Genomic DNA, 26,688 nt, shown 5'->3' with positions numbered 1-26,688 from the left:
GCTAAAGAGCGGATTCACAGCCTACTAAATTCAATCTATTTGGGGTTAGATTCCCCGCCCCTTGGGGCATTCGTATTCGGTCATGTGAACCGAAATACCCCACCGCAAGCGGCGGGGTGAGTTTATTCTGTAATATCCGCTGCTTTTGTAGCTCTTTTTCAAAAACAGCCGTTTTAGTTACCAGCTTCCATCAACTAGGCAATTAACTCACCTGTTTCCTGCAGTGTATGCAGACGGTGATAGATGCCACCGTGATTCAACAACTCGTCGTGGCTACCAACTTCGATAATCCGCCCTTGGTCCAGCACCACAATTTTGTCTGCTTCTCGCACGGTACTGAGTCGGTGGGCAATGATGATGGTGGTACGAGTGCCCAGAATACTGCGCATAGCAAGTTGAATCGTCCGCTCCGACTCGTAGTCCAAGCTAGAGGTGGCTTCATCAAATACTAAGACATCGGGATTCATCAACAGAGCGCGAGCAATTCCCAACCGCTGCCGCTGGCCACCCGATAGACGCACCCCTCGCTCGCCGACAATCGTCTTGTACCCCTTGGGTAACAACCGCACAAATTCATCCACCCGGGCAATCGCACAAGCCGATTCAATTTCGGTTATGGATGCCGTCGGGTTGCCGTAAATCAGGTTATCAAGCAGCGTGCCGTTGAAGACATCCACTTCCTGATGCACAATCGCCAACCGTTTGCGGTAGCCAGTAATATCGAGCTGCCGAATATCCTGACCGTCGATCAAAATTCGACCGGCGGTGGGATCAAAATAGCGGAACAGCAGTTTCACCAGCGTGGACTTGCCTGAACCGGACCGTCCTACTAGAGCCACGGTTTGATTCGGTTCAATCAGCAAGTCAATGTTCTGCAACACTGGGCGATCGGCGTCGTAGCCAAAGCTGAGCTGATCAAAATGCACCTTACCCGTAAACTGGTACTGCCGCACGGCGGCGGGGTGTGCCTCAGCTTGTTCCAGCAGGGCCGCATCGGTGCCAGAGGGCAGTTCCATGAACTCGTGTAATCGTTGCATCGAGGCATAGCGACGGGCGAACACTTCGGCAAGCTGGCTAATGGGTTCGAGTTCGGCATAGGCCATGCTAGAAATTGTCAGCACCGTGACAAAATGCCCCAGGGAAATCTGCCCCCGCACCGTGGCCCATAGGGTTAATGCCAGCACCGTGAACACCGACGACTCGATCACCAAACGCTGCCAGGAAAACAGCTTGGTATAACCTTTGTGAATGCCGTAGTTGAGGAAAGTAAACTCCCGCTGGATGCGGCGCTTTTGGTGTTTTAGTTCTGCAGCTTCGGTAGCAAATGCTTTGACCGTTTTGATGTTCGTAATAATCTCCGACGTGCGACTTTCCGTATTCTCTTCGTGTTTATCCAGGATTTCTTCCTTCTTCATCAAACGAGTCAGATTCTTCAAGGTGAAGCTGAGAATGAAGACAAATGAACAGAGAAACAGTATTGCGATCCGCCATTCAATCAGCAGAATCATCACAAAAATCCCAATTACGCGAATGATTTTGGGAATCATTTGTCCAGCAATTTCAGGATAAGTCCAGGTGTGATTTGATAAACCTCTGGCAACACGTCCAGAAACACGACCTGGATTATTTTCATCATAAAATTCCAACGGCAGGGTCAGAACTTTCCTAATCGCTTCCAGGGTGTGATCTCGTCTGGTTTTGAAGGCAATATCCCAGTGGAACCAACTGCTCAGCCACGGTTGAACCGGCGCTCGCACAACCGTGACAAGAAAAATGACGCCGAGCAGCAGCAGTAATGCCGCCTCACGCCCATTGGCTTGGGTTGGCACAGACTGATCGATCAAATTCTGCAAAGGCTGATCTAGCGGTTGATTCGACAAAACATTCAGCAGTTGACCCATGATGTAAGGTACAGCCAAATCGACCAGTTCAAATAAACTGCTGGCCGTAATGCTAAAAATTGACAGCGACCAATAGGATCGGTAGTACTGCAGGATGTCGCGAAACTTGGCCATAAAATATCCTCCCATTTGGGTTGAAGGTGTCTAGAGCTTGGGTGTTCAACTCAGGCTAGAGGGTAGGCAGCACAAGACGTTAGCGCTTGTGATTAGCGCGTTTGAGCTGCATTAAATTGGTTGCAATCGAGCAGGGAAAAACCCGAATCAGACAGCTTGGGAGGTGAGCGCAACAAAACCAGCTTGCCTAGGCGATTTGCTAAGCAAGGGGCGGCATCTGAAACGAATCTGAAAAATCTAAATTTGAGAACCGAAACCTTGCCCTCAGGGCAAGCGATCCAACAAAGTTAATGCGTCTGGATAGCGGCAGCCTGGAGCGGCATTGCTTGAGTAGAGATCTAATTAATCATCATAATTCAGTCATGAAGACTAGGATTCACGTATTGTAGCATGACTGTAGTATATTGCAAGGGCCGGATGCTCCACAACGGCCTGAAAAACAAAAGGACAGCGCGATTAGATCAGGCTGCCCTCCACAGTTTAACAATTTAATTGATTGGCTTAATTGATTAGCAACGATTAGGCAGCTCAACCGACTGCATAGGCCGATTGCAACGCCCACACAATCAAGAATGCAATTGCGCCCAGGATCACAATGCCAGAGAGCGCTACGACGGGTAGGCTGTCCGCCCCCTTAAATTCCATGATTCCTCGATTCAAGTCGGTCATAGGTTTGATGTCCTCCCACAACAGGATTAGCAGCAACCAAATTGCCAATAACTAGGTTAACAAGCGATTAACAAGCATCAAACTGACGAGCAATTTGATGCTGATTCAGCCAATTTCAGCCAAACCGAAGGCTCAAGATCGAGTCTTCCTTCCCAATTCTAGCCAGAGTTCTGCCTCGATCAAGTCTAGAAAGCACACTTTAAGATTTTTTTCAAGAAAGATTTTGGGTCTATATTAGCCTGTTGATTCTACTCCTTGCCATCCACGCCCAACGGCAAGAACCTTTTGATTTCACCAAGCCCGAAACATATGCACCTGCCATTTCCGGGTGCCGCGCTGTATTTCTGTTGCGACCGCCAGCCATCGCCAACACCAAGCAAACGCTCAATCCCTTTATTGACACCGCCTACGAGTCAGGGGCTGAACAGATTGTGTTCGTGTCGGTCACAGGATGTTCGTGTCGGTCACAGGAGCAGATCAGAATCCGTTTGTGCCTCATCATGCGGTTGAGCAGCATCTAAAAGCTCACAACCGCACTTACACTATTTTGCGGCCAGGGTTCTTTGCCCAGAATTTGGGCGATGCCTATCGGACGGATATTGGGCGTTGCTGAATCAAAGTATGAAGGTGAAGTTTGATGTCTTGCATCGCCCCCGTTCGGCTGAGCTCACGTCGAAGCCTAAATCCCTCTTTCTGGTATGCCCGTTAGGGCTATATACTGGGGGACTTCCGATCCCCATTTTTGCTCAGTTTCCCTCAGAATTGGCTACGGTGTATACACCAGTTGAAGATCCCCCCTCCCCCCTTTCCCAACGGAGGGAACCGGAGGCGAAGCCCATACCAAACCGGGCTTGAAGTCCCCCTTGATCTACGCCGAAGGCGCATCCCCGTAGGGGTTTAGGGAGATGGAGGGGGATCAAACCCTTGTATTGCATTCGCGATCGAGATCGGTGTACACCGTAACCCTGTTTCAGGTCAAGACTGTGAACTTGGCCCAACTGGCGGCAGGATTTGTTGGCACCGCTAAACTGGCATCCAACTATAAACGCCTGCAACGGTTTTTGGGCTAGTTTGAGTTGGATTACGGTACGCTTGCCCACCTGGTTGTGAGCGCTGCTGACCATTGCCTTATGTTGGGCAGTTCGCACCGGGGAATGGTTGGCCGAACAAACAACGCTTCCAGTCAAAAAACATGGGCGTAAAGCCAAGAGCATCTTTCGTTATGGCTTTGACCACCTGCGTCAAATATGATTGAATCTGGAGTTGTTCGTCGATGATGTTTTCCACGTTCTTCAATTTTTGTCCTGTACTTAGCCTTTTACCTCACTTATCCGATCGCACAGGCAGCAGTGTGTCCAGAATCTCCATCAGCAGTTCCAGACGAGAAGGGCACATCAAACAACTAATTTAGCTGAAAGATGCTAACTCGTTGTCAGAATCATTCTCTTCAAGCGCAAATGTTCTAATCAATTCATCAATCGCTTGCGGCTGTACTTCACCTGATTTCGAGCGCTCTAATGCTGCCGTTAAACGAGCTGCATTGGCAGGCGATCGCAACAGATAAAGCGTTTCCAGTAAACTTGACAATTCAGCTTCAGAAACTAGAGCAACATTTTTACCATCGGGGCGAGTGATAATCACTGCTTCACCTGTTTCAACAACGCGATCGCACAATTCACCTAGATTTACTTGAGCATCAACATAAGGAATTTGAGTTGACATAGTTTGAACCTCTCAATCATGTTACTCGTAGTGATATCGTGCTTGCAGAAAGTCAATTTGGCGAGCGCTGACTTTGTAAACAATTCGGTGCTCCCTGTTAAGGCGGCGTGACCAACATCCAGCTAAGTCGTATTTCAGAGGTTCTGGCTTGCCAGTTCCTTCAAAGGGTTCCCGGAGAATTTCTTTGACCAGCTTGATAATGCGGAGTGCCATCTTTCGATCGGTTTCAACCCAATATTCCAGATCTTCAATAAACTCAGGCTGAAACACAGCCTCGCGATTCTGTTTCTGTTCACCCTCAGCACCCATACATTCAAGATGTTTTGAGTTCTATTCTAAACTCAGTTTCCTTGGAAGAGTAAAGGTGCGATTGGTATTACGCACCTTTGGTTCTACTTATCCTTTCGCACAGGCAGTAACGTGTCTAGAATCTCCATCAGCAGTTCCAGACGAGAAGGACGGGTCAGCAGCAAAGGTTGGGCAAACTGTAGTAGTCTCCTGCGAAGGTAAACGTTATTTACGGGCATCTGCTTCTACAACTTCAACCAACCAAATACATCAGCAACAGCAAGTTGTAGGTCAGCAACTAAATTGGGAACTGGTAAAGCATCTTCTTCTTGAAGGAATTCGGGTTGTTGTCCTGATGGGTAGATGAGAAGCGATCGCTCATCTGGATCGACCAACCAACCCATCTGACATCCGTGTTTTAGACAATGCAGAATATTGCCTGTCACTTTTGTTGGGCTTTGATCCGGAGAAAGAATCTCGATCGTCCAATCTGGACAAATCGGAAAAATATTTGCAATGTCGCCATTCTCATCAACCGGGATTCTACCCCAGGCAAAGACAGTCACATCAGGAACGATTGACCTTCCGCCAAATGTACACCGCAATTCTGGAAAAGCTAATGCAATCTTTTGATCTTCTACAACTTGATTAATTGCTGTGACCAGTTTTCCCTGTAATTTACTGTGCTTCCCCTGTGGCATTGGTTTTTGAATAATGCGTCCATCAATGTATTCACTGGCTGGCTTGGTTTCTGGTAACTTCAGAAACTCCTCTAGCGTGATAGTTTTTTGTGGAACTTGTACCATCAGCAACGTCTCCTTTGCCCAAAACTAACACAGCAGAGCAGAGAGGGTATGGCTCATTAATGAATTGAACCATGCCCTATTCTAACTCTACTTATCCTTTCGCACAGGCAGTGGCGTGTCCAGAATCTCCATCAGCAAATCCAGACGAGAAGGGTGGATCAACAGCGAAGGTTGGGCAAGCTGTAGTAGTCTCCCGCAAAGGTAAACGTCTCTACAGGTGCCTGCTGTCCCTTCAGTTGACTCTCTAGCCAGTTGCAGTAACCGCCCACACGGACAATCACCACCTTGGGCATAACTGCCAACTCCCGGCAGTAGATCTTGTAAACCTCACCAAAGTAGAGAGCCGCATTCTCGCCTTCGTCTGTCACGACAATGATTTGGTCTACGATTTGCCGCTTCTTCCGCATCACTTCCAGCGGCGCACCGATGCTGGGGGTGGCACCAGCCTTGATGTGCTGGAATGCCCGCTCCCAGTCGGTTAACTCCTTGCCCTGGGCAGTGACAGGATAGGGAATGTTGTCGAAGGCGTAGACAAACAGGTCTGCCTGAGTAATGCCAGAGATCAGGGCAGTCAGTCGCTTGGGTGATCCATTGCTCCTCTTGCCTTCAGCGACCGATGTCACATTGACGCAGAAAATCATTCAACGCATTATAGAGTCGGGACGTGGGAGCCATTGTTTTTGCTGTTAGGTGTGGTAACTCTCCAGCATAAATTAAGCTCTCCTTCCCTCCTAGCTTGCCTTTCATGCCCAGACGATTTGTCAGTCAACCAGGGTTGGAATGTAGAGGTCGCCAACTTTCGATTGCAAATTCAAGCACTATTGAATGCTAGTCCCAGTTTAAGAAATTTTTTGCAGAATACTTTCTCAGAGCAGAAGAATGGTAGAAAGCTCTTTCTCAAAGCTAGTGAACTGGATGCCACTCAGATTCCTGAAGAACCTTGGTTCACTATAGAACAAGTCTTGGATGGGAACTGGCTTCCTTGGCAGTCTTGATAGTTTTGTGCTTGCTAAGCCTGGGTTTTGTCCTGAGTTGGTAGGTAGGCTGCAAATTTCTCAATCAAATGCACACTCGATAACCCGAAGCTACCAAACCCCAACCCAATCAGCAAAATGATGAGTTCTGGGCTTAAAGAAGAGAGTGCCTTTGGCATCAAAATAGTGATTCCTAACGTAATCAAGGCTGAGATACTACCTGCTATCAAAGCGGTTCGCACACTCGTAGCAGAAAAGTAATAGATCTTGAATTCAGCTAATAAAAAGGCGATGAATGGAATCCATACGGTCGAGAGATAAGCTGCGTAAAAACAAAGAATCAACTGAATGATTTCACCACCTTTGAAGGCAACCGCCAACGCTAACAGAGCGTTAATAATTACAATCCCAATCCGATTAATCTCGGTTGGGGGAATCACCTCTAGATCTAAAATTGTTTTGGCTTGAATCCTCAGGACATTGCTTCCCAACCCCAGGGCCGGAACTGCCAGCGCTGCAATCAGGACTCGACCCTCTAGCCGATTAGCCCCGCCTCCGATCCAAGTCAGAATGTAGGGAATCACTTCTTTACCGGTTAAATCCGGCGGCAAAATTTGCGCCGCTTGCGCTGCCACGACCACCGCTGTAGGCAAAAAGGCAAGCAGCAACAGCATCAGAGCCGCCAGCAGACAACCCCAATAGGCCGTGCGCACATCCTTGGCTTGCACAATAAACTGCTGACATTTCATATCGATCAGCACCAGCAAAATCGTGGGCAGCGAGATGCCAATTCGCTTGGCTAGGGTCAAATCGGACAAAGCCGGAATGAATTGCAGCGGTGCGTCCCAGTATAGCGAGACACCATGCAGAGCCACCAGCGCATAAACTAAGGCCAGCAAATTAAACAGCAACAGGCCGCGAAACACCCAGCTCGCTCGTTCAACCGGCAGCAGAGATAGAATTGCGAACAATAACGTTAACGTTACCATCGCAGGCACGGTTGGCACGCCTGCCACATTCAAAATTGAAGCCGCCGCAATAATCTGCACCGCCTCAATTCCGATTAGCGAAGTCCAGGACATCAGCCCGACGCCAACTTTCACCGACTGGCCGTAGCGGTTGCCCAGCAATGTCCAGATCTGCTCGATTTCGTTCCAGTAGAATTTGACTAGCGCCAGCAAAGCCAGCGTCCCTAACCCAATCGAAACGGCGTAGAGACTACCGCTGACGCCTCGGATCAGGACCTGTTCTGCCGTGCCTAGCAAAAACCCCAGCCCATAGTGAGTCGAGACCAGCAAAATAGCCAGCGAAAAGACTCCCAAACAGCGATTCACCGTTACACCCATCGTTTAGTTCCTTGCGTGGCGATAGGCTTGCAGTTGCGATCGCAGTTGGGCAATTTCGGTGGCCATGTCGAGCACCATTACTGCTCCTACCAGATTCAAACCCAGATCCCGCCGCAGCCGCAGAATTTTGACGACGCGCAGCAGATCTTGGGACCGCAGCATCACACCAACCGGCTCAATCAAGCCCAAACTAGCAAAACGCTCTAACACCGTCACCGAGGTTTGGGTAAGCACGGCTGCCTGCTCGAAGCTATACAGATGCTCGCCCGTCTCGGACCACACCAGACGCGATAAACTGAGCGAATTTATTGTCGAATTCATTGAATTCACAGTCGTACCTCCGTTAACGTTTGACGAGGATTAAACGTGCTCAGGTGATGCAGTTTTTCGTAACACTCTCGCTCGTTGGCAGCAAGCGACTTTGGAGTGACGATTTTCAGTTTGACCATCAGATCGCTACGTTTGCCCTTCGAGTCGCGCCAGCCTTTGCCCCGCAGCCGCAGGGTTTGCCCAGAGTCCACTCCGGGCGGCACCGTTAGAGTTACTTTACCATCGGGCGTGGGTACTTCGATCTTGGCTCCCAATACCGCTTCATCGGGCCGAATTGGCACCTCGCAAACGAGATCCTCGCCCTGAAACTGGAAAAAGGCATGGGGCAGGAGTTCGATCGTCAGGTACAAATCGCCGCGCTGCTGGCTAAACGGACTGATCTGGCCCTTGCCTTTGACTCGAATCCGGCTACCCGGCTTGGCTCCGGGCGGAATGCGCACTGTGATGGTTGCGTCCCCAATTTGCAGCCGCTTTTGCGTGCCGTGAAATGCTTCCGAGAAGGTGAGGCCAATCGTCGCTTCGGTATCCTGAGCTGGCATTTCGGAAAATCCGCCAAAGGCATCGTCAAAGCCACTAAATCCAGCAAAGTCCTGGACTCCAGAGGGTGTAGTAGTGCGATAGGTGTAGACTCGCCGATTGCCGCTCCGATTGCCGCCACGACTGCCAAACCGGCCCAGCAGTTCGTTGATGAAGTCGTCGAAGCTGCTGTATTGCCCAAAATCACCTTGCCCGAAGTCACCTGTGGGAGGCACGCCCGCCGCCGCCTGCTGCCAGTACTGACCAAACTGATCATACTTCTGGCGTTTTTCTGGATCCGAGAGCACTTCATGCGCCTCATTGATTTCCTTGAAGCGGGCTTCGGCTGTTTTGTCGTTGGGGTTTAGGTCGGGGTGGTATTTTCGCGCCAGCTTGCGATAGGCTCGTTTGATTTCTTCGGGCGTGGCCGTTATGCTCACTCCCAGAATTTTGTAGTAGTCCTTAAAATCGGTTGCTGCCATTGTTGCCTCCTCGTTCCAACCTCCTGATTGCAAATGCCTAATTTCAAACGAATGTTGCTGAATTTAGTATGATTTTTGCCCGTCACCCCCTTCGTGGAATGCACAACAGGGCTATAGGCTGAGGGATTAGAGCGACTCAAAGTTGCCCAGAATTGGGGGATTTATTCGACGTGAGCTCAGCCGAACGGGGCCGAGAGGAAACGAAACCCGTAAACAATCATTTCTCATGCAACAACGCCCCAAACGAAAGTAGAGCAGGACTAGCCCGCCCTACCTCGCCTCATGCTCTAAACCAACGACTGGCTACTAGAGCAGAATTCGTTTATCGACTCTCAACAAAGTCCGCGTCGATCACATCATTGCCGTCCGAGCCGTCCGCGTTGCTGCCACTTGCACCAGAGGCGCTAGCAGAACCAGACTGGGCTTGGCTATAAACCGCGCTGCCTACCTGCATCAGAGCTTGTTGCAGATCGTTCGTCAAAGCTTTCATGCGGTCATAGTTATTTTGGTCAATCGCTTGCCGCAGCTCCTTGACCAGATCCGCAACACGACTTCTGTCTGCCGCTGAAACTTTGTCGCCCAAGTCTTTGAGCTGCTTCTCGGCTTGGTAGGCCAGCGAGTCGGCCATATTTTTGGTGTCGATTTGCTCGCGGCGCTTGCGGTCGGCTTCGGCATTGGCTTCGGCATCCTTCACCATCCGCTCCACATCTTTTTCATCCAAGGTGGAAGCACCCGTGATTGTGATCGACTGAACTTTGCCGGTGGCTTTATCCTGAGCCGAGACCGAGAGAATTCCATTGGCGTCGATATCGAACGTAACTTCGATTTGCGGCATGCCGCGCGGTGCTGGAGGAATGCCATCGAGACGGAAAGTACCGAGGCTCTTGTTGTCGGCGGCCATTTCCCGCTCGCCTTGCAGCACATGAATTTCGACGCTAGTTTGCCCGTCGGCAGCAGTCGAGAAAATCTCGGACTTCTTCACCGGAATCGTGGTGTTGCGCGGAATCAGTTTGGTCATCACGCCGCCCAAGGTTTCTACCCCCAGCGACAGCGGCGTCACATCCAGCAGCAGCACATCTTTGACATCACCCGCCAGTACGCCCGCCTGAATCGCCGCACCCACCGCCACCACTTCATCCGGGTTAACGCCCTGATTGGGGTCTTTACCAGTGAGTTGGCGCACGAGTTGCTGCACCGCCGGAATTCGCGTGGAACCACCCACCAGCACCACTTCATCGATATCCGCAGCCGATAGTTTGGCGTCGCGCAGCGCTTGTTCCACCGGAATCCGACAGCGATCGAGCAGGTCACTGCACATCTGCTCAAACTGTGCCCGCGTCAGGGTCATATCGAGGTGCTTCGGACCGTCCTGAGTTGCCGTAATGAAGGGTAGGTTGATCGCAGTTTGCGTCGCTCCAGACAGTTCGATTTTGGCTTTCTCAGCGGCTTCGGTGAGGCGTTGCAGCGCTTGTTTGTCTTTGCGCAAATCAATCCCTTCGTGACGCTGAAATTCGATGGCTAACCAATCCACAATCTTTTTATCGAAGTCGTCACCGCCCAAGTGGGTATCGCCACTGGTGGCCTTCACTTCAAACACGCCATCGCCCACTTCTAGAATCGACACGTCAAACGTACCGCCACCCAAGTCAAACACCAGGATGGTTTCGTTGTTCTTCTTGTCGAGTCCATAGGCGAGAGCTGCGGCCGTCGGTTCGTTGATGATCCGCAGCACTTCAATGCCAGCAATTCGTCCGGCATCTTTGGTGGCTTGCCGCTGCGAGTCGTTGAAGTAGGCCGGCACCGTAATCACCGCTTGTTTGACTGTCTCTCCCAGATATTTGCTGGCATCATCGATCAGTTTGCGCAGCACCTGAGCCGAAATCTCTTCCGGAGCAAACTGCTTTTTCTGAATCGGGCAATCCAGCTTGACGTTACCATTGGCATCCCGCAGCACCTTGTAGGAAACCTGCTTGGCTTCGCCGGTCACTTCATCGTACTTGCGCCCGATAAATCGCTTCACCGAATAAAACGTATTGTCGGGGTTCATCACCGCCTGCCGTTTGGCGATCTGCCCGACCAATTTATCGCCATTCTTGGTATAGGCCACCACCGATGGAGTGGTGCGATTCCCTTCAGCATTAGCAATCACCACCGGTTGACCGCCTTCCATCACGGCCACACAGGAGTTTGTCGTTCCCAAATCAATTCCAACAACTTTCGCCATCGCGTTTCTCCCTTGTTTTGTTCGCTATAGATTTGGTGAGGGGTAGGGGTAGGGGGTAGGGGGTAGGGGGTAGGGGGTAGGGGGTAGGGGGTAGGGGGTGAGTGTGTGGATGAGTGAATGAGATGCAGACATCAACAATCAATCATCCAGCAATCAACTTATGATTGTCAGGACAACCTGCTTACCCCTCACCCCTCACCCCTCACCCCTCACCCCTCACCCCCTACCCTTCTAGCCAACGTTCACCTTAACGACCTTCCGCTTCTCTTCTTCTGATTTCGGCAGAGTGAGTTGCAGGACGCCGTTCTTGTATTCGGCTTTCACATTGGCATTTTCAACTCGTGCCGGGAGTGGAATCACTCGCTGGAATTTACCGTAGCGGAATTCGGTTCGGGTGATTCCTTTTTCTTCGGTGCGAGTTTCTTCTTTGCGTTCGCCGCTAATCGAAACGGCGTCTGCGGAAACCTGAACATCGATGTCCTTTTTGTCTAATCCGGGAATTTCCAGTTTCAGGTGAATCGCATCAGCGGTTTCTTCAAGTTCTGCGGCGGGAGCAAAGCTTGAACCGTTCTGACTGCCATTCGTAGTCATGAGGCGATCAAATAAACGGTTCATGTCCCGTTGCAAGGCTTCAATTTCTTGAAACGGTTGCCAACGAATTAGAGACATATCATTCACCTCCAATTTCGTTGTTCTACGGTCTTGTTCTACGATCTGATTTGATAGCTTGGTTGAATGGCTTAATTCAGCTATCTAATTTCAGATTAGTCAGCAAATCAGCTGCTGTGGAATGCTGTGAAGTTCGGTTCTCTCGAAAACTTTGTTTCCTTCTTCCGAACCGTCCCGCATCATCTTTACGGTACTTCACCTGCTGGTAACGCCTGCTCTAGCAACAGTCGCTGTTGGGCATTTCTGAGAAAATAGCCGCTCATCATCGCAGATGCTAACAGATGGCCGAGGTGCTGGCGATTCATCGTGATCGTGATGCCGAAGTGCTGGGGTGGTAGCGTTTCTAGTAAGCCTGCCAGCTGATATTCCATCATTTGACGGGCTTCTGGATCGGGGGTGGACAGTTGAGAAACCGTTTCCGGCGGTAAGGTCTGGATATAGTCCAACAGTGAGTTGCCATTGCTTGGCATCGGTAAGATTTGGTTCGTCGAGTTATTCATAGGCAAATTCCTTCTTGCTTTAGCTGTTATTCAGTAGGTCAACCCAATTAAACGGTAGAGGGTTCACAACTGGGGCATAGCAGGAAGAGATTGGAAGGGCAGTTGAACTGCTGCTTTGCCGTGCCGTAACCAGTGGGGCAGTTCTGCCGGGGACTCGGCCCGATCGAGATAGGAGCGCAGTTCCTCACCCTCTAATATTTCCTTTTGCAGCAAAGTTTGTGCGGTTTCCTCAAGCAAGGCTTGATTGTGCCGCAGAATTTGTAATGCCATCTCGTGGGCACCATCGATGATTAATCTCTGAACTAAGTTAAGCACGTCAGATCAAAACGCAAGCTATTGGGCGAATAGAGGGCACATATCTCGCTTATGATAGACCCGCGATAGACCTGTGATAGATAAGTTGCCTTGCGCTTTAGAAGTGTTGAGTTAATTGCTTTGACGATTTGATTTTATATTTATTTAATTATTATAATTTGTTAGTATTAACCACTTTTGTTGGTTAGCGGTTGGGAGAACCGCCAAATTGTACGTTCGGAAACCCCTACTTTTAGCAAACCCAGAATCACAGAATCGTTTGCTATTTGTTGGATAGAGAGCTGAGCAGCCAATCAGAACAGTCAGCAAGACTGCATCTGAACTCTTCATCATGCTGCTCGATGAATAAATTGATACAGTCCACAAATTCGGTAACTGTTAGAGAATCAATTTCAGTAATTTTAGCAAAGGAGGCTAGCTCTATGAGAATCATGCGTTGGCAACCTTTTGACCTAACCTGGCAACCCTTTGAACGCATGGAAGTTCTGCGGCGTCAACTCGATCAGGTGTTTGATGAGTTCACCGGGGCATCTAGCGAGCGAGAAGCGGTTTGGTATCCCGCCATCGAACTGATGGATACACCTGAAAACCTAGTGTTGCGGGCACAGCTTCCCGGCCTTGATCGCAACCGCCTGAATATCCAAGTAACGCGAGATGCAGTTCTCATCGAGGGCGAATATCCTCAACCGCAGCAATCCGAATCGCAGCAGTGGCTACGTTCTGAGTTCGCCTATGGTAAGTTCCGCCGTTTGATCTCGCTACCGGCCACAATTGAAAACGACCGCGTTCGCGCTGACTTCCATGATGGCATTCTCAGCCTCACCTTACCAAAGACCGAACAAGAGCGACGGCGCGTCGTGAAGGTAAATTTGGGTGAGTTCGCTAATTCTGCTTCCACGGCCACTTTAGAAGCGGCTAGCGAACCCGTGCCCAACGGTGGTAATCACGGCAGCTAATTTAAGCTAATTTAGCAAGCTAATTTAGCCAATTAGTCAGTGAAGGCTCTTCCGCAGTGGGGAGCCTTCTCCAGAATCAGAATGCTGAGCCAACTCGCTCAACGAGGTGAGGCAATATGGAACAAGAGACTACTCTGCTCTACGACGGCGATTACTCCTCAACTTCTTCTCAACTCGATAATGGCTCTAACTCTCACATTTCAGACAATTCGTTCAACCAAACAAATCAAGCCTTAGCGAAACTGACTCAGGAGTTGCACGAGCTACGCCAGTCAATCAGCGCAAACGCTCGCCTATCCACCTATGAAACCAATAAACTGCGCAAACAAATGCGTTGGTTAACTGGATCATTGATTGCGGCAATTCTCGCCTTAGGCGGTGCGCTAGCTGGAATCACACTGATGCTGCATAATGAACAGGCGAGTCTACGCAATCAACAGCGCCAGTTAAGCGAGCAAGTCAGAACACTAGAACAAAGCAGAGTCAACCCTGACCAAGTCCGACGCCTTGAACAACAGCTCAACTCATTGAACCAGCGAACTCAAGAACTATCTGAACAAGCCCGCACACTGATTGAACAAGTTCCGGAGATCTCATCTGCCCAACTTGAACGCATTCAGCAACAGCTTCAAATCCTCGAACAAAGGATTCGAGATAATATTCGAGATAATCTTTCTAGAGACGCAACTCTGAGTCAACTCTATAGTCTCAATGCAACGCTAGAACGATTAATGGCAAACCAATCCAATCAACGGCAAGCCGAATCATCTAATTTCTCCCAGCCGAATCAGGCCGCACAAAATTGAGTCTTCATCTAGAGAGTCTTCATCTAGAGAGTCTTCATCGGGGTGAAATTGCGCTGCCGCCTGCTTATGCAATTGTGGCCATGGCCGCCGTTTTAGCGGGCAGTGTGCGAGCACCCTTGACCGCACTGCAACTCTACCTACTTGAACAGGAATAACTGCTAATTACTAACCCGAGCGCTTTATAGTCAACACCCTTCCCCCTTCCCCCTTCCCCCTTCCCCCTCACCCCTCACCCCTCACCCCTCACCCCTCACCCCTTCCCCCTCACCCCTCACCCCTTCCCCCTCACCCCTCACTATTCACCATTTACTGCTCTCCTTAGTAAGTTCGGCAAACCGTACAGCCCAATTTATTGCCACCTGCTACGTCTTACGGCTAAATTAGCATCTAGAAGTTGAGAGAATACCTCCTGGCTTGAATCTTTACTGTCACGCCGATGTAGGTAGCATCGTTTGAGGCTAACAGTCCAATCTAGCATTGTAGCTTCGCAATCTAGATTTCCTCCTGTATGTCTCATCCTGTTATTCAATCTATGTCAAACTAATTCGCACAATCTAACGGAAACGTTGGGAGACTATCTATGGCGACTGTTTCTTTAGGGGTTACAACCGTTAAACCGCTGGGCGACCGAATTTTGGTCAAAGTGCGGGAAGCCGAAGAGAAAACCGCAGGCGGAATTATCCTACCCGACACGGCCAAAGAAAAACCCCAAGTTGGGGAAGTAGTACAGGTCGGCCCTGGTAAACGCAATGAAGACGGCTCCTTCCAAGCCATTGATGTCCAAGTCGGTGACAATGTACTCTACTCCAAATACGCCGGCACCGACATCAAACTCGGCGGCGAGGATTATGTTCTTCTACGCGAACAGGACATTTTGGCAACGGTCAGCTAAGAAAGTTTTGAGTTTTGAATTTTAATATCAAATCCGGTTGAGCCGCCAGAATTTACGTAGAGGCGTTTTGCCAAAACGCCTGTACAATTCAATGTTTTGCCAAAACGCCTGTACAATCAGCATTTAAGGGATTAGGGCGTTTAATCGGATTTGATATTAAGTTGGGTGAGGTTGAATTCTAAACTTTGGGTTAGATAAAGTCCAAAGCTTGTGCCTGACTCAATGAACTCAACACTTCAAAACTCAACACTTCAAACTAGTACACCTGGTTCGATTAATTCAACACTCAAAACCCAACACTTAGAACTAGTTAAAGGCTATGGCTAAGACAATTACCTACAGTGATGAAGCTCGTCGAGCGCTAGAGCGCGGTTTTGATGCCTTGTCGGAAGCGGTTGCCGTTACTCTCGGCCCCAAAGGTCGCAATGTGGTGCTAGAGAAAAAATACGGTGCGCCGCAGATTATCAATGATGGTGTGACGATTGCTAAAGAGATCGAACTAGAGGATCACATCGAGAACACAGCCGTTTCGCTATTGCGTCAAGCGGCAGCTAAAACGAATGATGCTGCTGGTGACGGAACCACAACCGCAACTGTGCTGGCCCATGCAATGGTGAAAGAAGGTCTGCGCAACGTGGCTGCTGGTGCCAATCCAATTGCCCTCAAGCGCGGCATTGACAAAGCTACACACCATCTAGTGGAACGCATTGCCGAACATGCCCGTCCGGTAAATGATTCCAAGGCCGTCGCTCAGGTAGCAGCCATTTCCGCCGGTAACGATAATGAAGTCGGTCAGATGATTGCCGAAGCCATGGACAAGGTGGGCAAGGAAGGCGTGATCTCTCTGGAAGAGGGCAAGTCCATGACCACCGAACTGGAAATTACCGAGGGGATGCGCTTTGATAAGGGCTATATTTCGCCCTACTTTGCCACCGACACCGAGCGGATGGAAGCGGTTCTCGAAGAGCCGTACCTGCTGCTCACCGATAAGAAAATCACCTTGGTGCAGGACCTGGTGCCAGTGCTGGAGCAAATGGCCCGGTCCGGTAAGCCTCTGCTGATCATTGCTGAAGACATCGAGAAAGAAGCCCTGGCAACCCTGGTGGTGAACAAACTGCGGGGTGTGCTGAACGTGGCGGCTGTGAAGGCTCCTGGCTTTGGCGATCGGCGTAAGGCGATGCTGGAGGATATGGCGATTCTCACCGGCGGTCAGGTGATTAGCGACGATACGGGTCTAAAGCTGGAAAACGTCAAGCTGGAGATGCTGGGTCAGGCTCGCCGCGTCACTATCACCAAAGACACCACCACGATTGTGGCCGACGGCAACGAGAAAGCCGTGAAGGCCCGCTGCGAGCAAATTCGCCGTCAGATCGAAGAAACCGACTCTAGCTATGACAAAGAAAAGCTGCAAGAGCGGTTGGCGAAACTGGCAGGTGGTGTCGCTGTGGTGAAAGTCGGGGCCGCGACGGAAACCGAAATGAAGGACCGCAAGCTGCGCCTAGAGGATGCGATCAACGCCACTAAAGCTGCTGTGGAAGAAGGTATCGTTCCCGGTGGTGGCACTACGCTGGCTCACCTCGCGCCTGAACTGGAAGAATGGGCCAAGAGCCATCTGCATAATGAGGAGTTGACGGGTGCTTTGATTGTGGCGCGTGCCCTCTATGCTCCGCTCCAGCGAATTGCCGAGAACGCCGGTCAGAACGGTGCGGTGATTGCTGAGCATGTCAAGCAGCAGCCTTTCAACACGGGTTACGATGCCGCCCAAGATAAGTTTGTCGATATGTTCGAGGCGGGCATTGTTGACCCAGCGAAAGTAACGCGCTCTGCTGTGCAAAATGCGGCCTCAATTGCTGGCATGGTGCTGACCACCGAGTGCATTGTGGTGGATAAGCCCGAACCGAAGAAGGCTCCAGCTGCCGCCGGCGCAGGCATGGGCGATGACTTCTAAGCCTGACACTCAGCCTGCTTCTAAGCCTTTGGAGTGAGCAATTGGGCACTCTTGAGATTGCATCCGCTCAAAGCTTCCTACCAAAGGCAGTTCATCTCCAGGCTGATTGATGTCAAGATTCTAGGACAGGGGACCAATCGCCTGGTTACTCTGTCCTAATTATTAGAAATTATTAGATCTAATTTAGACCTGATTGTAAAACTTGCCGGGACTATAGCTTTCACTGACGCATAGATGACGCATAGATGACGCATAAAAGGAGGTAAACCAATGGCAACTTGGCAAGCATGGTTATTTGTTTTTCTGTCGCTTGTGGGAATTTGGGCACTAGCGAACTGGCTAGTATAAACGTTGGCATATACCGAATTTTCACTAATCCACATACTACTTAACAGGGCGTTCGACGGAGCTTAGCCGAGTCGCCAATTTGGTTTGTATCGCAGCGGTTTTAACCGCCATAACTTTCTTGCCGCCACTTCAACGCAATTCTTCAAATAGAAATAAAATGGAACTACTGTCACCCAGCGGCTACAGCACTTCTGCCTCATGACTTCCAGAAATTTCATCTACGATCAACTCAGTCTCTGGCAGAACCTAGCCCCCAACAACAGTACAAACAACAGTACTCTAGATAGCTTCGAGGCTGAATCAGTTTTTCCAGTTGCAGTGCTGCCCAGCGATGGTGAGGTGCTGCTCTACAAGAATTTTTTCACGGCTGCCGAAAGCCAAATCTTTTTAGCAAAGCTGTTTGCCGAAATCAGTTGGCAGCAAGATGCCATGCAAATCTTCGGTAAGTCAGTGGCCTTGCCGAGGTTGACCGCTTGGTACGGAGATGCCGGAAAATCCTACACCTACTCTGGCCTTGAACAGCATTCCAAGCCCTGGACGCCCACCATAGAGGCGATCAAAACTCGCGTCGAAGCAGTCGCGCAAACCAGGTTTAACGGTGTGTTGTTGAATCTCTACCGCAACGGTCAGGACAGCGTGGCGTGGCACAGCGACGATGAGCCTGAGTTGGGACCGAATCCGGTGATTGGTTCCGTTAGTTTTGGTGGTACCCGCCGATTTTGCTTTAAGCACAGACAAACACAGCAAAAAGTCGAGATTCTGTTAACTCACGGCAGCTTTTTGCTCATGCGAGGCGAAACTCAACATTACTGGCTGCATCAAGTTCCCAAAACCCAGCAGCCCGTCGAGCCTAGAATTAATCTCACCTTTCGCGTCATTTTCGAGAGCAGCAATTCTCAGTATGGAAAATCAACTGGTGTTAGGTGGGATTTCTAGCTCTAAACCCTCAAGCATAAAGGTGAGCAGGTGATCCCAATTGTTGAAATACAGGTAACGGGTCAACGCCCGCAAATCATCAAAAAAGGTTTTGCGAGTGGGCAAATGAGATCGCAACAGCTTGTATTTCTGGTCGAGCAACTCCAGTAAGGTATGAAACAGCAGGGACAGGATGTTGAGGGTAGCGAGGAATGAAGCAAGATGCTGCTTGCCATGCCCAAAATTGTGTTCGAGGTTGTAGCCCTTGGTCTTGAGGGTGTTGTTATTCTCGTTTTCCACCTTCCAGCGGGTACGACCGGCTAGGACGACCTCTGCCACAGTGTCGTCGGTAATTGGATGATTGGTGGCAAAGGAATTTTTGTAGACTACCTTCCCATCTGGGCGGCTCACCGTCAGTTCGCACCAATTCACCAAGAGCGCATCATCCCCATCTTTGAGGGGCACGTCGTTGAGGTAGCGGTAGGTATAGGTTTCCTCGACCTTTCCAGTCCAACGTTTGGTCGTCACTGTCGGTAAATCAATGCCTTCGAGATGCTCATAGAGGGTAGCGTGAGACTCCGGACGGCATACCAGAATGAAGTCGAATTGTTGAGCTAAGAGCTGTTGGCATAAGGGTTGATGACAGTAGAGGTCATCGCCCAAAACCGTTACATTGAAGGCACGGTAGCGTTGTCCGTACTGCAAAAACCACCGTTTGGCGGCTGCATTCTCACAGTCTTGTTTGTCATGCCCATCTTGCGGTACGACAAACTCAGGCACCAATGGAATCACCTGAGATTGACCCGGACAAACGATGACTGGAGTGACCACACTATGAAAATAGTACATCTCTCCTGACTTCAACTGGCGCGTTGAACACTGCGGGCAATGGATTTGGCTCGAACCGAAGTATTCGGTGCCATCGATTGCCATGAGCAGAGTGTCGGCAAACGAGCGCAATCTCTTCAACTGTCCCTGTTGCTCCAACACCTGCAAGATTTCCTCAAAGATGGGAAATACCTGCTCTGGTTTCACCCCATCGAGCAACGCCCGAATCTGGTTGTCACTCGGTATCTGATGTACTCCAAACAGACTTTGGGCATTACTATGACCTTTACTGCCCTCCATCATTCGCTGGTATGCCAGAAATGACGGGGTTTGGGTGAAGAACACGCTAAACGCGCTCAAGGCTGCATCTTCCATCCCATAGCGGGTATTCTTGCCCGTGCGTTTGTCCGGTAGCGAGGACAGGCGCTGGCGAAAGGAACCAACTATTGTGTCAAACAACCCCCGTTCTTTCAACGGTTCTGGCTCTCTTGGCTCTCTTAGATGTTCTTACAATACCGATATTTCCAGGACTTGAACAGCTTTTCGCCAAAATGAGAATTGCTGAAACGATAGTGAATCACTTGCTGGAATATGAAAAGTCTGCATCAGCTCGCGTTCTGGGCTAAAGCCAAACAGCCAAACAATTCACAAAATTCAACCTCCCCTGCACCATCAGCTGGGCCAACGCTTCAGAATACTCCGCCACGGACCATCGAAGAACTCGAGCAGCGAATGGCACGAGAAATGGCACGAGAATCTGTGCTAGAGGCCGAAGTTTTGCATAGTCGTCCGACACTTTCAGTAAAGTTACGGCGGACCTGGAACCGTCTTGTTTGGACTGCCATTTTGCTGGGAATTCCCGTCGGTGCGCTGGCCGTGGTGAACCTGCCCTACGCGCCCATCCGTGATCCCATTGCGGAGGAAGCACCTTTGTTGCTTCTGCCCAGCTACATCAGCATGGATCGCAACTTCCGCCAAGCCTCAGCTGCCCTAGAAGCAGCCAGTCAATTGATTGATCAAGCTACGGCACCCAGCGATCTGGACCAGGGCGAGGAAAAACTCAAACAGGCCAAAGCAAGTCTTGACCGCCTGCCAACTTGGGTTTGGAGTGAACTGCCTGATACCCCCTATCTGAGCTGGTACGACTGGCGACTCAATCCACTCGGCTTAAACCGTGCCCGTGCAGAAGTGGGACGGCTAGAAGCCAAACTGTTTCAAGAGAAAAACGCTCAGACTGCCCTAGCCCAAGCTGAACAAACCCTCGGTGCAGCAATGCAGCAGCACCAAGAAGCCGCAACTTCTCCAGAAAAACAGGCGGCACTGCGGGTATGGCAAGATGCGCTCGATCAATTGCAGCAGATTCCAGACATGACCCTAGCGGGAAGAAGTGCACAACAAAAGCTAGAGGCAGCTCAGCGGGAGTTCGAGGCAAAGGGTGGCCTTCAGACCCACGAGTCGATCAGTTTGATTGAGGCTGCAAAAGATTTTGCTTGGCAGGCCGCGAACGCGAGTCAAAAGCCGCCGCATTCAGTAGATCATTGGCAGAAGGTGATCAATCTGTGGAAGCTGGCTATTTCTAGACTTGAGCAGGTTTCTCGTCGTGACTTAGCTGGCTACAGAGAAGCCCAGAAACTGCTGGCAACTTACACTATGAATCTGGAAATAATCAAAGTTCGGCAGCAGGAAGAAGCAGACGCAACATTGGCAATGCAGCAGGCCAAAGCACAAATCGCAGATTTGATCAAAGCAACTTCTCCTGATTTGCAGCAGTTTGATCGCAGCTATGTGGTTGGCCAACTCCAGCACATTGTTAACCAACTAGAGTCCGTTGAACCAGGCACCACTGCCTACCAAGAGGCACAACAGTTACTCAAATCAGCCAGAGCAAAGCTAAAGCAGCTTCAGTAATGCCAGAGGGCACATCCATAGTCGCATAATATTCAATAGCAACCCGCGAAGGCGGGTTTTGTTTGTGTAGGCGTTTTAGTCGCTAGCCTTCAATTAGGTTTGACGCCAACCGGCACCACAATATAACCTTCCACACAGCATGCCTCTGGTGTCTCGGCTCCGAGTACCCAATTGCGTTCTGATCCCCAGTACCACCAATGAGCAGCCACATAGGCGCAAATCAGGCTGTCCAGTTGGTCTTCTAAAGCTTTGAGAGCAGGGCCACGCTCAGGTACCTGTGGCAGTAGAGAGTTACTAGCCGCATCGGTAAGCAACAGGGGCGGCTCCAACTGCGGCAAAACAGTCAAGATGTAATCACGGTAACGAGTCAACTCGGCCCGCCGCTCGACTACTCTACCCTTCTTGTACTTCAAAATCTGACTTAACCCAAACAAATGCACAATCGCCGGATGGGGAAAGACCTCGATTTGATAGCGGCCTAATTGCTGGGGAGTAATCGCTGGGGCATGTACAAACCCTCTTGCAGCTAAGCTCAAGCCAAATTCGATGGTGCGTTGGGCAAAGGGACGACCCAAATTAGCCGGATAGCAGCCTGCATGATAGCGACCAAAATACCTGTGAGCTAACCGATCGGCCAACCGCATTCCAGTCAAATTGGCAATTAAAGTTGGGGCATCAACCGCAACCATAGCGGGATCCTCAGGACTCACCCAAGCATCTATGTAGGCCAGCACATCAGGAATTGTTGCCAAACGGGTTAGATGCAGCAACTGTAATTTTCCTTGCTGCCAAATTAAACAACATAACCCACTCGGCTGGGACTGCCATCCCAAATCAACACCCAGAAATTTCATGGACTATCCAATCTGGGTGCCCAAAACAATGGCTGTATTCACTTTCCAAACGTCCAAGCATTTTTTAATTAAGAGCTTGAGAGCAACTTCAGGATGCCATAAAGCCATAGCCCCGCCAGACGGCTACTAGAACGCCCTGAATCACCACATCGGTTGCTGGAGCTTCTATGACAGGATAGTTGGGGTTTGCTGGTTCCAGTTTTACCTGGTTGGCCTTGCGGTGGTAGTACTTCAGCGTTTGACCTTCACCGTTCACCCTAGCTGCCACAATCGTACCGTTCTTGACGGTTTTGGGATCCTGTACCGGGCGCATAATCACCACATCGCCATCAGCAATTAGCGCGTCGATCATACTGTCTCCCCGAACCCGCAGGGCATAATCTCCAGGTCGGAGCAGGGAGCTAGAGAAATCCAACTGCTCTACTGCGTCTGAGAAGGATTCAACCACCGAACCAGCGGCGATTGCCCCTACAATGGGTAGACCTTGGGGCCGCAGAATCCGAATCGTTCTCGCCCGACCTTCAGTCCAATCAATGTATCCTTTTGCTCTGAGATGCTCCAGCCGACTCTGGATCGGCGCAGGAGACTTTAGCCCCATCGCTCGCATCATTTGACGAATCGACGGCGAATGCTGATTTTGCTTGATATATTCCACCAGCCAGTCAAAAAGCTGCTGCTGGACTTCAGTAAGACGAGCGTCCATAGAACATTACCATTGGCAGAAAATAAAGGGCCAATCAATCGCTCCTAGAACATTTGTATCACCAAATGATTCAGCTTGTCTAGTTTTGTTGATTCCTAGTTTTGCTAATCGCTATTTGTGATTAGCGTAAATAGGATGTCTGTACTACCAGACATGTACTAAGAGTATCGGATTTTGGTGGCAATTTCTACTGCTTGGCTAAAAATATTTTGATATAGAAAATTTTCAGAGGGTTTGCAAATACTCCAGCAGGTCTGCCATCTCCTGCGGGCTAGGTTGAAACTGCGGCATTGGGGGAGTTTTACCGCTGGTTACCTGATGAATCAGCCCAATTCGCGACTTGCGGGACGCGACATGGTGCAAACTCGGACCGACTCGACCATCTGCAGCAACCCCATGACAACCGGCACAATTCAACTGAAAAATCACCTGCCCCTGAGCCGGATTGCCATTCAGCCCTAAGACATGCTGTACGTAAGGATCAGAACGGCGAGACTGGTAGAACATTAATGTCACAACTAGCAGGGCAACCAAAACCGCTAGAACGATCCAAGCCGCCTTCTGAACTGAGATGTCGGTGGTTGCAATTTGGTTATCCAAAAGCTCTTTTGCCATCAAAAACGGTTAGTGAACGAGAAGCGCAGGCAGACCAGCGACATACCTCAAGAATTTAACTTACTTCATCTAAAAACTAGAGGTTATTTAACTTTTCTAAAGCATTACCTCAGCCTGAAGCTTGTCTTGCATCCTAAAAGGCACATAGCAGAGCAAGTACGAACCCTGTCTTGCATGCTTTTCAAACCAAACTGCCTCGTTTGGGAGGGTTGACCTCCTTGGTCTGTCTTCCCTCAAGAATTATGATAGAAGAATAAAAAGCATTAAGAGAAAGTTGGGTCGTTAAATTTGATAAAATCCAAATCGACGCTAAGGAGATGAAGCAGTGGTTGAACCTTTACTTTCGGGCATTGTGCTAGGTCTGATTCCAGTAACACTGGCCGGTTTGTTTGTAGCGGCCTATCTGCAATACAAGCGCGGCAACCAGCTTAATCTTTAATCGGCATGGTTGCTAATCTGAGCAGATTCATTCAATTGGTTAGCAAACTTGATAAGCAAACACAACCTTTCCTTCTGTGCTGCGCTTGAGCCTGTAGAAGGAAAGGATTTTGATTATTTGGACGCTTTCTCAGGAGCCAAGCAAATACTCGTTAACCACACTCCATGCGTTCGAGTGGGATGCTTTTCTTCTGGCCGCGATGTAGTCAGCTAGGTAGTTGGCGTCTCGTGCGATGCCGGAAAACCGGCCCGAACCCCAGGTGTAGAGCCATGGCAGGCCTAGAAAATACAGGCCGCGCACCGCAGTCACTCCCCGTTCGTGCCCTGGATAACCTTTGCCGTCAAACACAGGCACCTCAACCCAGCTAAAGTCAGACTGATAGCCAGTGCACCAGATGACGGTACCGATATTGGCCTGCTCGTAATTCAACGACAGTACTTCGGTTTCGGGTTGCCAAACGGGGCTATAGGGTGGTTCGGTTGGAGCATCAATCTGGTGATTTTGAATAAACTGATCGATGCTTTTCTTGATGCTTTCAGCAACCGCATCAGCCTGATCCAGGTTTTGCTTTAGATTGGGGTAAAATTCCAGCGTATTGTTGCTGACGGTTTTCAATCTGCCATAAAGCTGCATGCCTTCCAAAGCAAACTGACGCAGGTCAATCTCGCGTCCGCCATCGCGCCCGGTTACATAGTGATTTGCTTTAGCTCTGACTTTTTCTTTCTGAGGGTGCTCATCAATTGACAGATCGTAGTAGCCCATTTGATCCAGCCAATCGACCACATCTTTACCTCGATAGCGGCGCGGAGAACGAGGAGCACCTCCGACACATAGATGGACCTGTTTACCGGCCAAGTGCAAATCTTCGGCAATTTGGCAGCCCGACTGCCCCGTACCGACCACTAACACCGCTTTGTCAGGCAAGGACTGCGGATTTCGGTATTCAGATGAATGCAATTGCACAATATGCTGAGGCAACCGTTCCGCGATTCTGGGAATTTTAGGCTGATGGTAGCTGCCCGACGCAATCACGACCTGATCTGCTGTGTAGTCGCCGTTGGTCGTTGTTAGCTCAAATACATCATCGGCTTCGTTCTGCCAAAGGCGAGTCACTTCAACCCCTTCTCGCACCGGTGGGTTAAATGATGCAGCATACGCCTCGATGTACCGGACAATTTCGTCCTTTTGCATGAATCCGTTTGGCTCTGCATCGCGATAGGGATGGCCAGGAAGTTGACATTGCCAGTTAGGAGTAACCAGGCAAAAAGAATCCCAGCGTTTGGTTCGCCAAGCGTAGCCAATCTGGTGTTTTTCAAACACAATATGGTCAAATCCCCGCTCCTTGAGGCAGTAGCTGATCGATAAACCAGCCTGTCCTCCTCCGACAATGGCAACGGAATAATGCTGTTTCATGGGCTAACTGGTTAGATGCAGGATAGATGCAGAAGGTGCATACGACAGCCAATAACTGCACCATAAAATGAGCGTCTCAGCGCTATCGTATTTCTAGTTACAAAACCCCCAAGTCTGGTGGTAAAGACAGGGTGATCTTTGTAGCTAGGGTTTTCAGGAACGTTAGCGGAAATAGGTTTTGGGGGCAGTGGGCATATCTGGCCTGTTTAAACTGACAGGTTGAATCAGCGGGTTTTCCTGCCGATGTCCCCAGTCAAGAAGTAATCAGCAAGGAACACGAGTCCGGTATTATCTGAGAAACGCTGCTCAGCGATTTTTACCTTTTAATGTTTCTTATTATTGGGGCATGACCGACTCTTCTGGCAAGGTTTATCTTGTGGGCGCAGGCACGGGCAGGATCGAGCATTTAACCCTCCAGGCCCATCAACTGCTGACCCAAGCTGAGGTGTTGATTTACGACGCTTTGGTGGGTGACGCCTTGTTGGAATTAACGCCTAGTGCCTGCCTAAAGCTGGAAGTGGGAAAGCGAGGCGGAGAAGCCAGCACCCCCCAGGCCGAGATCAACCAGCTTCTGGTGGATTATTGCCAGCAGGGAAAGCAAGTGGTCCGGCTCAAAAGTGGCGATCCATTTATTTTTGGCCGCTCCACGGCTGAGATTCAAGCATTAACTGAAGCAGGCTGTTTATTTCAGGTGGTGCCTGGTCTTTCGTCAGCGCTAGTTGCTCCGTTGCTTGCCAGTATCCCCCTCACGGATCCGGTGCTAAGCCGCTGTTTTGCCGTGATGACGGCCCACGAACCCGACGCCCTTGAGTGGGAAGCCCTAGCCCAGATCGAAACGCTGGTAATCCTGATGGGTGCTCGGCAACTGCCAGAAATCATCGACCAACTGCTGCGCCACGGACGCTCCCTCGATACCCCAGTTGCCATCATTCGCTGGGCCGGTCAGCCGCAACAGCAGGTTTGGACAGGCACGCTTGGCTCAATTGTGCGCCAAACGGCAGCCTCTTCCCTGTCGCCAGCGGTGATTGTGATTGGGGAAGTCGTTGCCCTGCGACCCTATCTACAAGCTGCCCAATCCATTAGAGAATAAACGCAGCATTTAGAATCGGTTTGAAAAGCCCCCTACATCCCCCTACGTATTCTGAGGGCCTTCCCTGAACCAATTGCTATTCAAAGTGCCCCACTGGTGGGAGATTATAGCCTTGCG

At 50.2% G+C, this 26,688-nt stretch carries 29 protein-coding genes and 1 pseudogene; 12 read left to right on the top strand and 18 right to left on the bottom strand.

Features of this window, described 5'->3' with window-relative positions:
- Positions 1–194: 194 nt before the first annotated feature.
- Positions 195–2,015: an ABC transporter ATP-binding protein gene (locus HJG54_RS26435; protein ID WP_316432207.1), complete on the bottom strand. Its 1,821-nt coding sequence runs from the start codon at positions 2,013–2,015 to the stop codon at positions 195–197.
- Positions 2,016–2,543: 528 nt separating this feature from the next.
- Entirely contained in the window at positions 2,544–2,684 is a 141-nt protein-coding gene (locus tag HJG54_RS26430; RefSeq protein WP_316432206.1) for a hypothetical protein, read from the bottom strand.
- 451 nt (positions 2,685–3,135) lie between these two features.
- Between HJG54_RS26430 and HJG54_RS26425 the strand changes: the two genes are divergently transcribed.
- Both HJG54_RS26425 and HJG54_RS35585 read left to right on the top strand, forming a co-directional pair.
- Positions 3,136–3,297, top strand: coding sequence for a hypothetical protein (locus tag HJG54_RS26425; RefSeq protein WP_316432205.1), 162 nt, complete (start codon positions 3,136–3,138; stop codon positions 3,295–3,297).
- Between the two features lie 497 nt (positions 3,298–3,794).
- Positions 3,795–3,998: pseudogene (locus HJG54_RS35585) on the top strand (IS4 family transposase); the annotation flags it as partial.
- Between the two features lie 93 nt (positions 3,999–4,091).
- On the opposite strand, the gene HJG54_RS26415 reads toward HJG54_RS35585, so the two are convergent.
- The 4 genes from HJG54_RS26415 to HJG54_RS26400 all read right to left on the bottom strand — a co-directional run bounded on the left by HJG54_RS26415 (position 4,092) and on the right by HJG54_RS26400 (position 6,123).
- Entirely contained in the window at positions 4,092–4,406 is a 315-nt protein-coding gene (locus tag HJG54_RS26415; RefSeq protein WP_316432204.1) for a type II toxin-antitoxin system Phd/YefM family antitoxin, read from the bottom strand.
- Between the two features lie 21 nt (positions 4,407–4,427).
- Positions 4,428–4,715, bottom strand: a complete 288-nt coding sequence (locus HJG54_RS26410; protein ID WP_316432203.1) for a Txe/YoeB family addiction module toxin — start codon at positions 4,713–4,715, stop codon at positions 4,428–4,430.
- A 224-nt stretch (positions 4,716–4,939) separates the two neighbouring features.
- Positions 4,940–5,500 (bottom strand): Uma2 family endonuclease, encoded by a 561-nt coding sequence (locus tag HJG54_RS26405; protein ID WP_316432202.1) that lies wholly within the window; start codon positions 5,498–5,500, stop codon positions 4,940–4,942.
- A gap of 158 nt (positions 5,501–5,658) precedes the next feature.
- Entirely contained in the window at positions 5,659–6,123 is a 465-nt protein-coding gene (locus HJG54_RS26400; RefSeq protein ID WP_316432201.1) for a hypothetical protein, read from the bottom strand.
- A gap of 69 nt (positions 6,124–6,192) precedes the next feature.
- Between HJG54_RS26400 and HJG54_RS26395 the strand changes: the two genes are divergently transcribed.
- Positions 6,193–6,495 carry a DUF29 family protein gene (locus HJG54_RS26395; RefSeq protein ID WP_316435670.1) on the top strand — a complete coding sequence of 101 codons (303 nt, stop codon included), beginning with the start codon at positions 6,193–6,195 and terminating at the stop codon, positions 6,493–6,495.
- Between the two features lie 14 nt (positions 6,496–6,509).
- Here HJG54_RS26395 and HJG54_RS26390 read toward each other — a convergent pair whose 3' ends face one another.
- The 7 genes from HJG54_RS26390 to HJG54_RS26360 all read right to left on the bottom strand — a co-directional run bounded on the left by HJG54_RS26390 (position 6,510) and on the right by HJG54_RS26360 (position 12,811).
- On the bottom strand, positions 6,510–7,820 hold the full coding sequence (locus HJG54_RS26390; RefSeq protein ID WP_316432200.1) for a hypothetical protein: 1,311 nt from the start codon (positions 7,818–7,820) through the stop codon (positions 6,510–6,512).
- Between the two features lie 3 nt (positions 7,821–7,823).
- Positions 7,824–8,141, bottom strand: a complete 318-nt coding sequence (locus tag HJG54_RS26385; protein ID WP_316432199.1) for a chaperone modulator CbpM — start codon at positions 8,139–8,141, stop codon at positions 7,824–7,826.
- Positions 8,142–8,146: 5 nt separating this feature from the next.
- Entirely contained in the window at positions 8,147–9,148 is a 1,002-nt protein-coding gene (locus HJG54_RS26380; protein WP_316432198.1) for a J domain-containing protein, read from the bottom strand.
- 322 nt (positions 9,149–9,470) lie between these two features.
- Positions 9,471–11,372: a molecular chaperone DnaK gene (gene dnaK, locus HJG54_RS26375; RefSeq protein WP_316432197.1), complete on the bottom strand. Its 1,902-nt coding sequence runs from the start codon at positions 11,370–11,372 to the stop codon at positions 9,471–9,473.
- Positions 11,373–11,603: 231 nt separating this feature from the next.
- Positions 11,604–12,041, bottom strand: coding sequence for an Hsp20/alpha crystallin family protein (locus HJG54_RS26370; RefSeq protein ID WP_316432196.1), 438 nt, complete (start codon positions 12,039–12,041; stop codon positions 11,604–11,606).
- Between the two features lie 185 nt (positions 12,042–12,226).
- The gene (locus HJG54_RS26365; protein WP_316432195.1) at positions 12,227–12,541 is read right to left on the bottom strand and encodes a DUF760 domain-containing protein; all 315 of its coding nucleotides are present in this window, start codon (positions 12,539–12,541) and stop codon (positions 12,227–12,229) included.
- A gap of 63 nt (positions 12,542–12,604) precedes the next feature.
- Entirely contained in the window at positions 12,605–12,811 is a 207-nt protein-coding gene (locus HJG54_RS26360; RefSeq protein WP_316432194.1) for a hypothetical protein, read from the bottom strand.
- 467 nt (positions 12,812–13,278) lie between these two features.
- Here HJG54_RS26360 and HJG54_RS26355 point away from each other — a divergent pair, with 467 nt between their 5' ends.
- From HJG54_RS26355 to HJG54_RS26330, 6 genes are all read left to right on the top strand, one after another.
- Positions 13,279–13,812, top strand: a complete 534-nt coding sequence (locus HJG54_RS26355; protein ID WP_316432193.1) for an Hsp20/alpha crystallin family protein — start codon at positions 13,279–13,281, stop codon at positions 13,810–13,812.
- A 116-nt stretch (positions 13,813–13,928) separates the two neighbouring features.
- Positions 13,929–14,618 carry a hypothetical protein gene (locus HJG54_RS26350; protein WP_316432192.1) on the top strand — a complete coding sequence of 230 codons (690 nt, stop codon included), beginning with the start codon at positions 13,929–13,931 and terminating at the stop codon, positions 14,616–14,618.
- Positions 14,615–14,773 (top strand): hypothetical protein, encoded by a 159-nt coding sequence (locus HJG54_RS26345; RefSeq protein WP_316432191.1) that lies wholly within the window; start codon positions 14,615–14,617, stop codon positions 14,771–14,773. The genes HJG54_RS26350 and HJG54_RS26345 overlap by 4 nt, the downstream gene beginning before the upstream one ends.
- Positions 14,774–15,198: 425 nt before the next feature.
- Complete coding sequence (gene groES, locus HJG54_RS26340; protein ID WP_035999452.1) at positions 15,199–15,510, top strand: co-chaperone GroES; 312 nt, start codon at positions 15,199–15,201, stop codon at positions 15,508–15,510.
- A gap of 319 nt (positions 15,511–15,829) precedes the next feature.
- A complete protein-coding gene (gene groL, locus HJG54_RS26335; RefSeq protein WP_316432190.1) occupies positions 15,830–17,458 on the top strand; it encodes a chaperonin GroEL in 1,629 nt (542 codons plus the stop codon).
- 546 nt (positions 17,459–18,004) lie between these two features.
- Positions 18,005–18,742: an alpha-ketoglutarate-dependent dioxygenase AlkB family protein gene (locus tag HJG54_RS26330; protein ID WP_316432189.1), complete on the top strand. Its 738-nt coding sequence runs from the start codon at positions 18,005–18,007 to the stop codon at positions 18,740–18,742.
- Here the strand turns inward: HJG54_RS26330 and HJG54_RS26325 are convergent.
- A complete protein-coding gene (locus HJG54_RS26325; RefSeq protein WP_316435595.1) occupies positions 18,716–19,996 on the bottom strand; it encodes a transposase in 1,281 nt (426 codons plus the stop codon). The two genes, HJG54_RS26330 and HJG54_RS26325, sit on opposite strands and share 27 nt — an antisense overlap.
- 297 nt (positions 19,997–20,293) lie before the next feature.
- Between HJG54_RS26325 and HJG54_RS26320 the strand changes: the two genes are divergently transcribed.
- Positions 20,294–21,457 (top strand): hypothetical protein, encoded by a 1,164-nt coding sequence (locus HJG54_RS26320; RefSeq protein WP_316432188.1) that lies wholly within the window; start codon positions 20,294–20,296, stop codon positions 21,455–21,457.
- Positions 21,458–21,546: 89 nt separating this feature from the next.
- Here the strand turns inward: HJG54_RS26320 and HJG54_RS26315 are convergent, their stop codons facing one another.
- From HJG54_RS26315 to HJG54_RS26305, 3 genes are all read right to left on the bottom strand, one after another.
- On the bottom strand, positions 21,547–22,311 hold the full coding sequence (locus HJG54_RS26315; protein ID WP_316432187.1) for a DUF429 domain-containing protein: 765 nt from the start codon (positions 22,309–22,311) through the stop codon (positions 21,547–21,549).
- Between the two features lie 88 nt (positions 22,312–22,399).
- Positions 22,400–23,014: a transcriptional repressor LexA gene (gene lexA, locus HJG54_RS26310; protein ID WP_035999203.1), complete on the bottom strand. Its 615-nt coding sequence runs from the start codon at positions 23,012–23,014 to the stop codon at positions 22,400–22,402.
- Between the two features lie 225 nt (positions 23,015–23,239).
- Entirely contained in the window at positions 23,240–23,629 is a 390-nt protein-coding gene (locus HJG54_RS26305; RefSeq protein ID WP_316432186.1) for a c-type cytochrome, read from the bottom strand.
- A 325-nt stretch (positions 23,630–23,954) separates the two neighbouring features.
- On the opposite strand from HJG54_RS26305, the gene petG reads away from it, so the two are divergent.
- On the top strand, positions 23,955–24,068 hold the full coding sequence (gene petG, locus HJG54_RS26300; RefSeq protein ID WP_035999205.1) for a cytochrome b6-f complex subunit V: 114 nt from the start codon (positions 23,955–23,957) through the stop codon (positions 24,066–24,068).
- A 129-nt stretch (positions 24,069–24,197) separates the two neighbouring features.
- On the opposite strand, the gene HJG54_RS26295 is transcribed toward petG, so the two are convergent.
- Positions 24,198–25,481, bottom strand: coding sequence for an MSMEG_0569 family flavin-dependent oxidoreductase (locus tag HJG54_RS26295; RefSeq protein ID WP_316432185.1), 1,284 nt, complete (start codon positions 25,479–25,481; stop codon positions 24,198–24,200).
- Positions 25,482–25,827: 346 nt separating this feature from the next.
- Here HJG54_RS26295 and cobA point away from each other — a divergent pair, with 346 nt between their 5' ends.
- Complete coding sequence (gene cobA, locus HJG54_RS26290) at positions 25,828–26,571, top strand: uroporphyrinogen-III C-methyltransferase (RefSeq protein WP_316432184.1); 744 nt, start codon at positions 25,828–25,830, stop codon at positions 26,569–26,571.
- The last annotated feature ends 117 nt before the right edge of the window (positions 26,572–26,688 follow it).

The organism is Leptolyngbya sp. NK1-12, from assembly GCF_032598965.1.
In the GTDB taxonomy this organism is placed as follows: Bacteria; Cyanobacteriota; Cyanobacteriia; order Elainellales; family Elainellaceae; genus Elainella.
This window is presented reverse-complemented; position numbering and strand designations above follow the sequence as displayed.

Excerpts from the sequence above, each read along its gene's own strand:
- HJG54_RS26355 (WP_316432193.1), top strand. The coding sequence starts at position 13,279 with ATGAGAATCATGCGTTGGCAACCTTTTGACCTAACCTGGCAACCCTTT.
- lexA (WP_035999203.1), bottom strand. The coding sequence starts at position 23,014 with ATGGACGCTCGTCTTACTGAAGTCCAGCAGCAGCTTTTTGACTGGCTG.
- HJG54_RS26350 (WP_316432192.1), top strand. The coding sequence starts at position 13,929 with ATGGAACAAGAGACTACTCTGCTCTACGACGGCGATTACTCCTCAACT.
- groES (WP_035999452.1), top strand. The coding sequence starts at position 15,199 with ATGGCGACTGTTTCTTTAGGGGTTACAACCGTTAAACCGCTGGGCGAC.
- HJG54_RS26390 (WP_316432200.1), bottom strand. The coding sequence starts at position 7,820 with ATGGGTGTAACGGTGAATCGCTGTTTGGGAGTCTTTTCGCTGGCTATT.
- HJG54_RS26365 (WP_316432195.1), bottom strand. The coding sequence starts at position 12,541 with ATGAATAACTCGACGAACCAAATCTTACCGATGCCAAGCAATGGCAAC.
- groL (WP_316432190.1), top strand. The coding sequence starts at position 15,830 with ATGGCTAAGACAATTACCTACAGTGATGAAGCTCGTCGAGCGCTAGAG.
- cobA (WP_316432184.1), top strand. The coding sequence starts at position 25,828 with ATGACCGACTCTTCTGGCAAGGTTTATCTTGTGGGCGCAGGCACGGGC.
- HJG54_RS26410 (WP_316432203.1), bottom strand. The coding sequence starts at position 4,715 with ATGGGTGCTGAGGGTGAACAGAAACAGAATCGCGAGGCTGTGTTTCAG.
- HJG54_RS26320 (WP_316432188.1), top strand. The coding sequence starts at position 20,294 with ATGGCACGAGAATCTGTGCTAGAGGCCGAAGTTTTGCATAGTCGTCCG.
- HJG54_RS26405 (WP_316432202.1), bottom strand. The coding sequence starts at position 5,500 with ATGGTACAAGTTCCACAAAAAACTATCACGCTAGAGGAGTTTCTGAAG.
- HJG54_RS26425 (WP_316432205.1), top strand. The coding sequence starts at position 3,136 with ATGTTCGTGTCGGTCACAGGAGCAGATCAGAATCCGTTTGTGCCTCAT.
- HJG54_RS26305 (WP_316432186.1), bottom strand. The coding sequence starts at position 23,629 with ATGGCAAAAGAGCTTTTGGATAACCAAATTGCAACCACCGACATCTCA.
- HJG54_RS26370 (WP_316432196.1), bottom strand. The coding sequence starts at position 12,041 with ATGTCTCTAATTCGTTGGCAACCGTTTCAAGAAATTGAAGCCTTGCAA.
- HJG54_RS26385 (WP_316432199.1), bottom strand. The coding sequence starts at position 8,141 with ATGAATTCGACAATAAATTCGCTCAGTTTATCGCGTCTGGTGTGGTCC.
- dnaK (WP_316432197.1), bottom strand. The coding sequence starts at position 11,372 with ATGGCGAAAGTTGTTGGAATTGATTTGGGAACGACAAACTCCTGTGTG.
- HJG54_RS26435 (WP_316432207.1), bottom strand. The coding sequence starts at position 2,015 with ATGGCCAAGTTTCGCGACATCCTGCAGTACTACCGATCCTATTGGTCG.
- HJG54_RS26430 (WP_316432206.1), bottom strand. The coding sequence starts at position 2,684 with ATGACCGACTTGAATCGAGGAATCATGGAATTTAAGGGGGCGGACAGC.
- HJG54_RS26330 (WP_316432189.1), top strand. The coding sequence starts at position 18,005 with ATGACTTCCAGAAATTTCATCTACGATCAACTCAGTCTCTGGCAGAAC.
- HJG54_RS26380 (WP_316432198.1), bottom strand. The coding sequence starts at position 9,148 with ATGGCAGCAACCGATTTTAAGGACTACTACAAAATTCTGGGAGTGAGC.
- HJG54_RS26315 (WP_316432187.1), bottom strand. The coding sequence starts at position 22,311 with ATGAAATTTCTGGGTGTTGATTTGGGATGGCAGTCCCAGCCGAGTGGG.
- HJG54_RS26360 (WP_316432194.1), bottom strand. The coding sequence starts at position 12,811 with ATGGCATTACAAATTCTGCGGCACAATCAAGCCTTGCTTGAGGAAACC.
- HJG54_RS26295 (WP_316432185.1), bottom strand. The coding sequence starts at position 25,481 with ATGAAACAGCATTATTCCGTTGCCATTGTCGGAGGAGGACAGGCTGGT.
- HJG54_RS26415 (WP_316432204.1), bottom strand. The coding sequence starts at position 4,406 with ATGTCAACTCAAATTCCTTATGTTGATGCTCAAGTAAATCTAGGTGAA.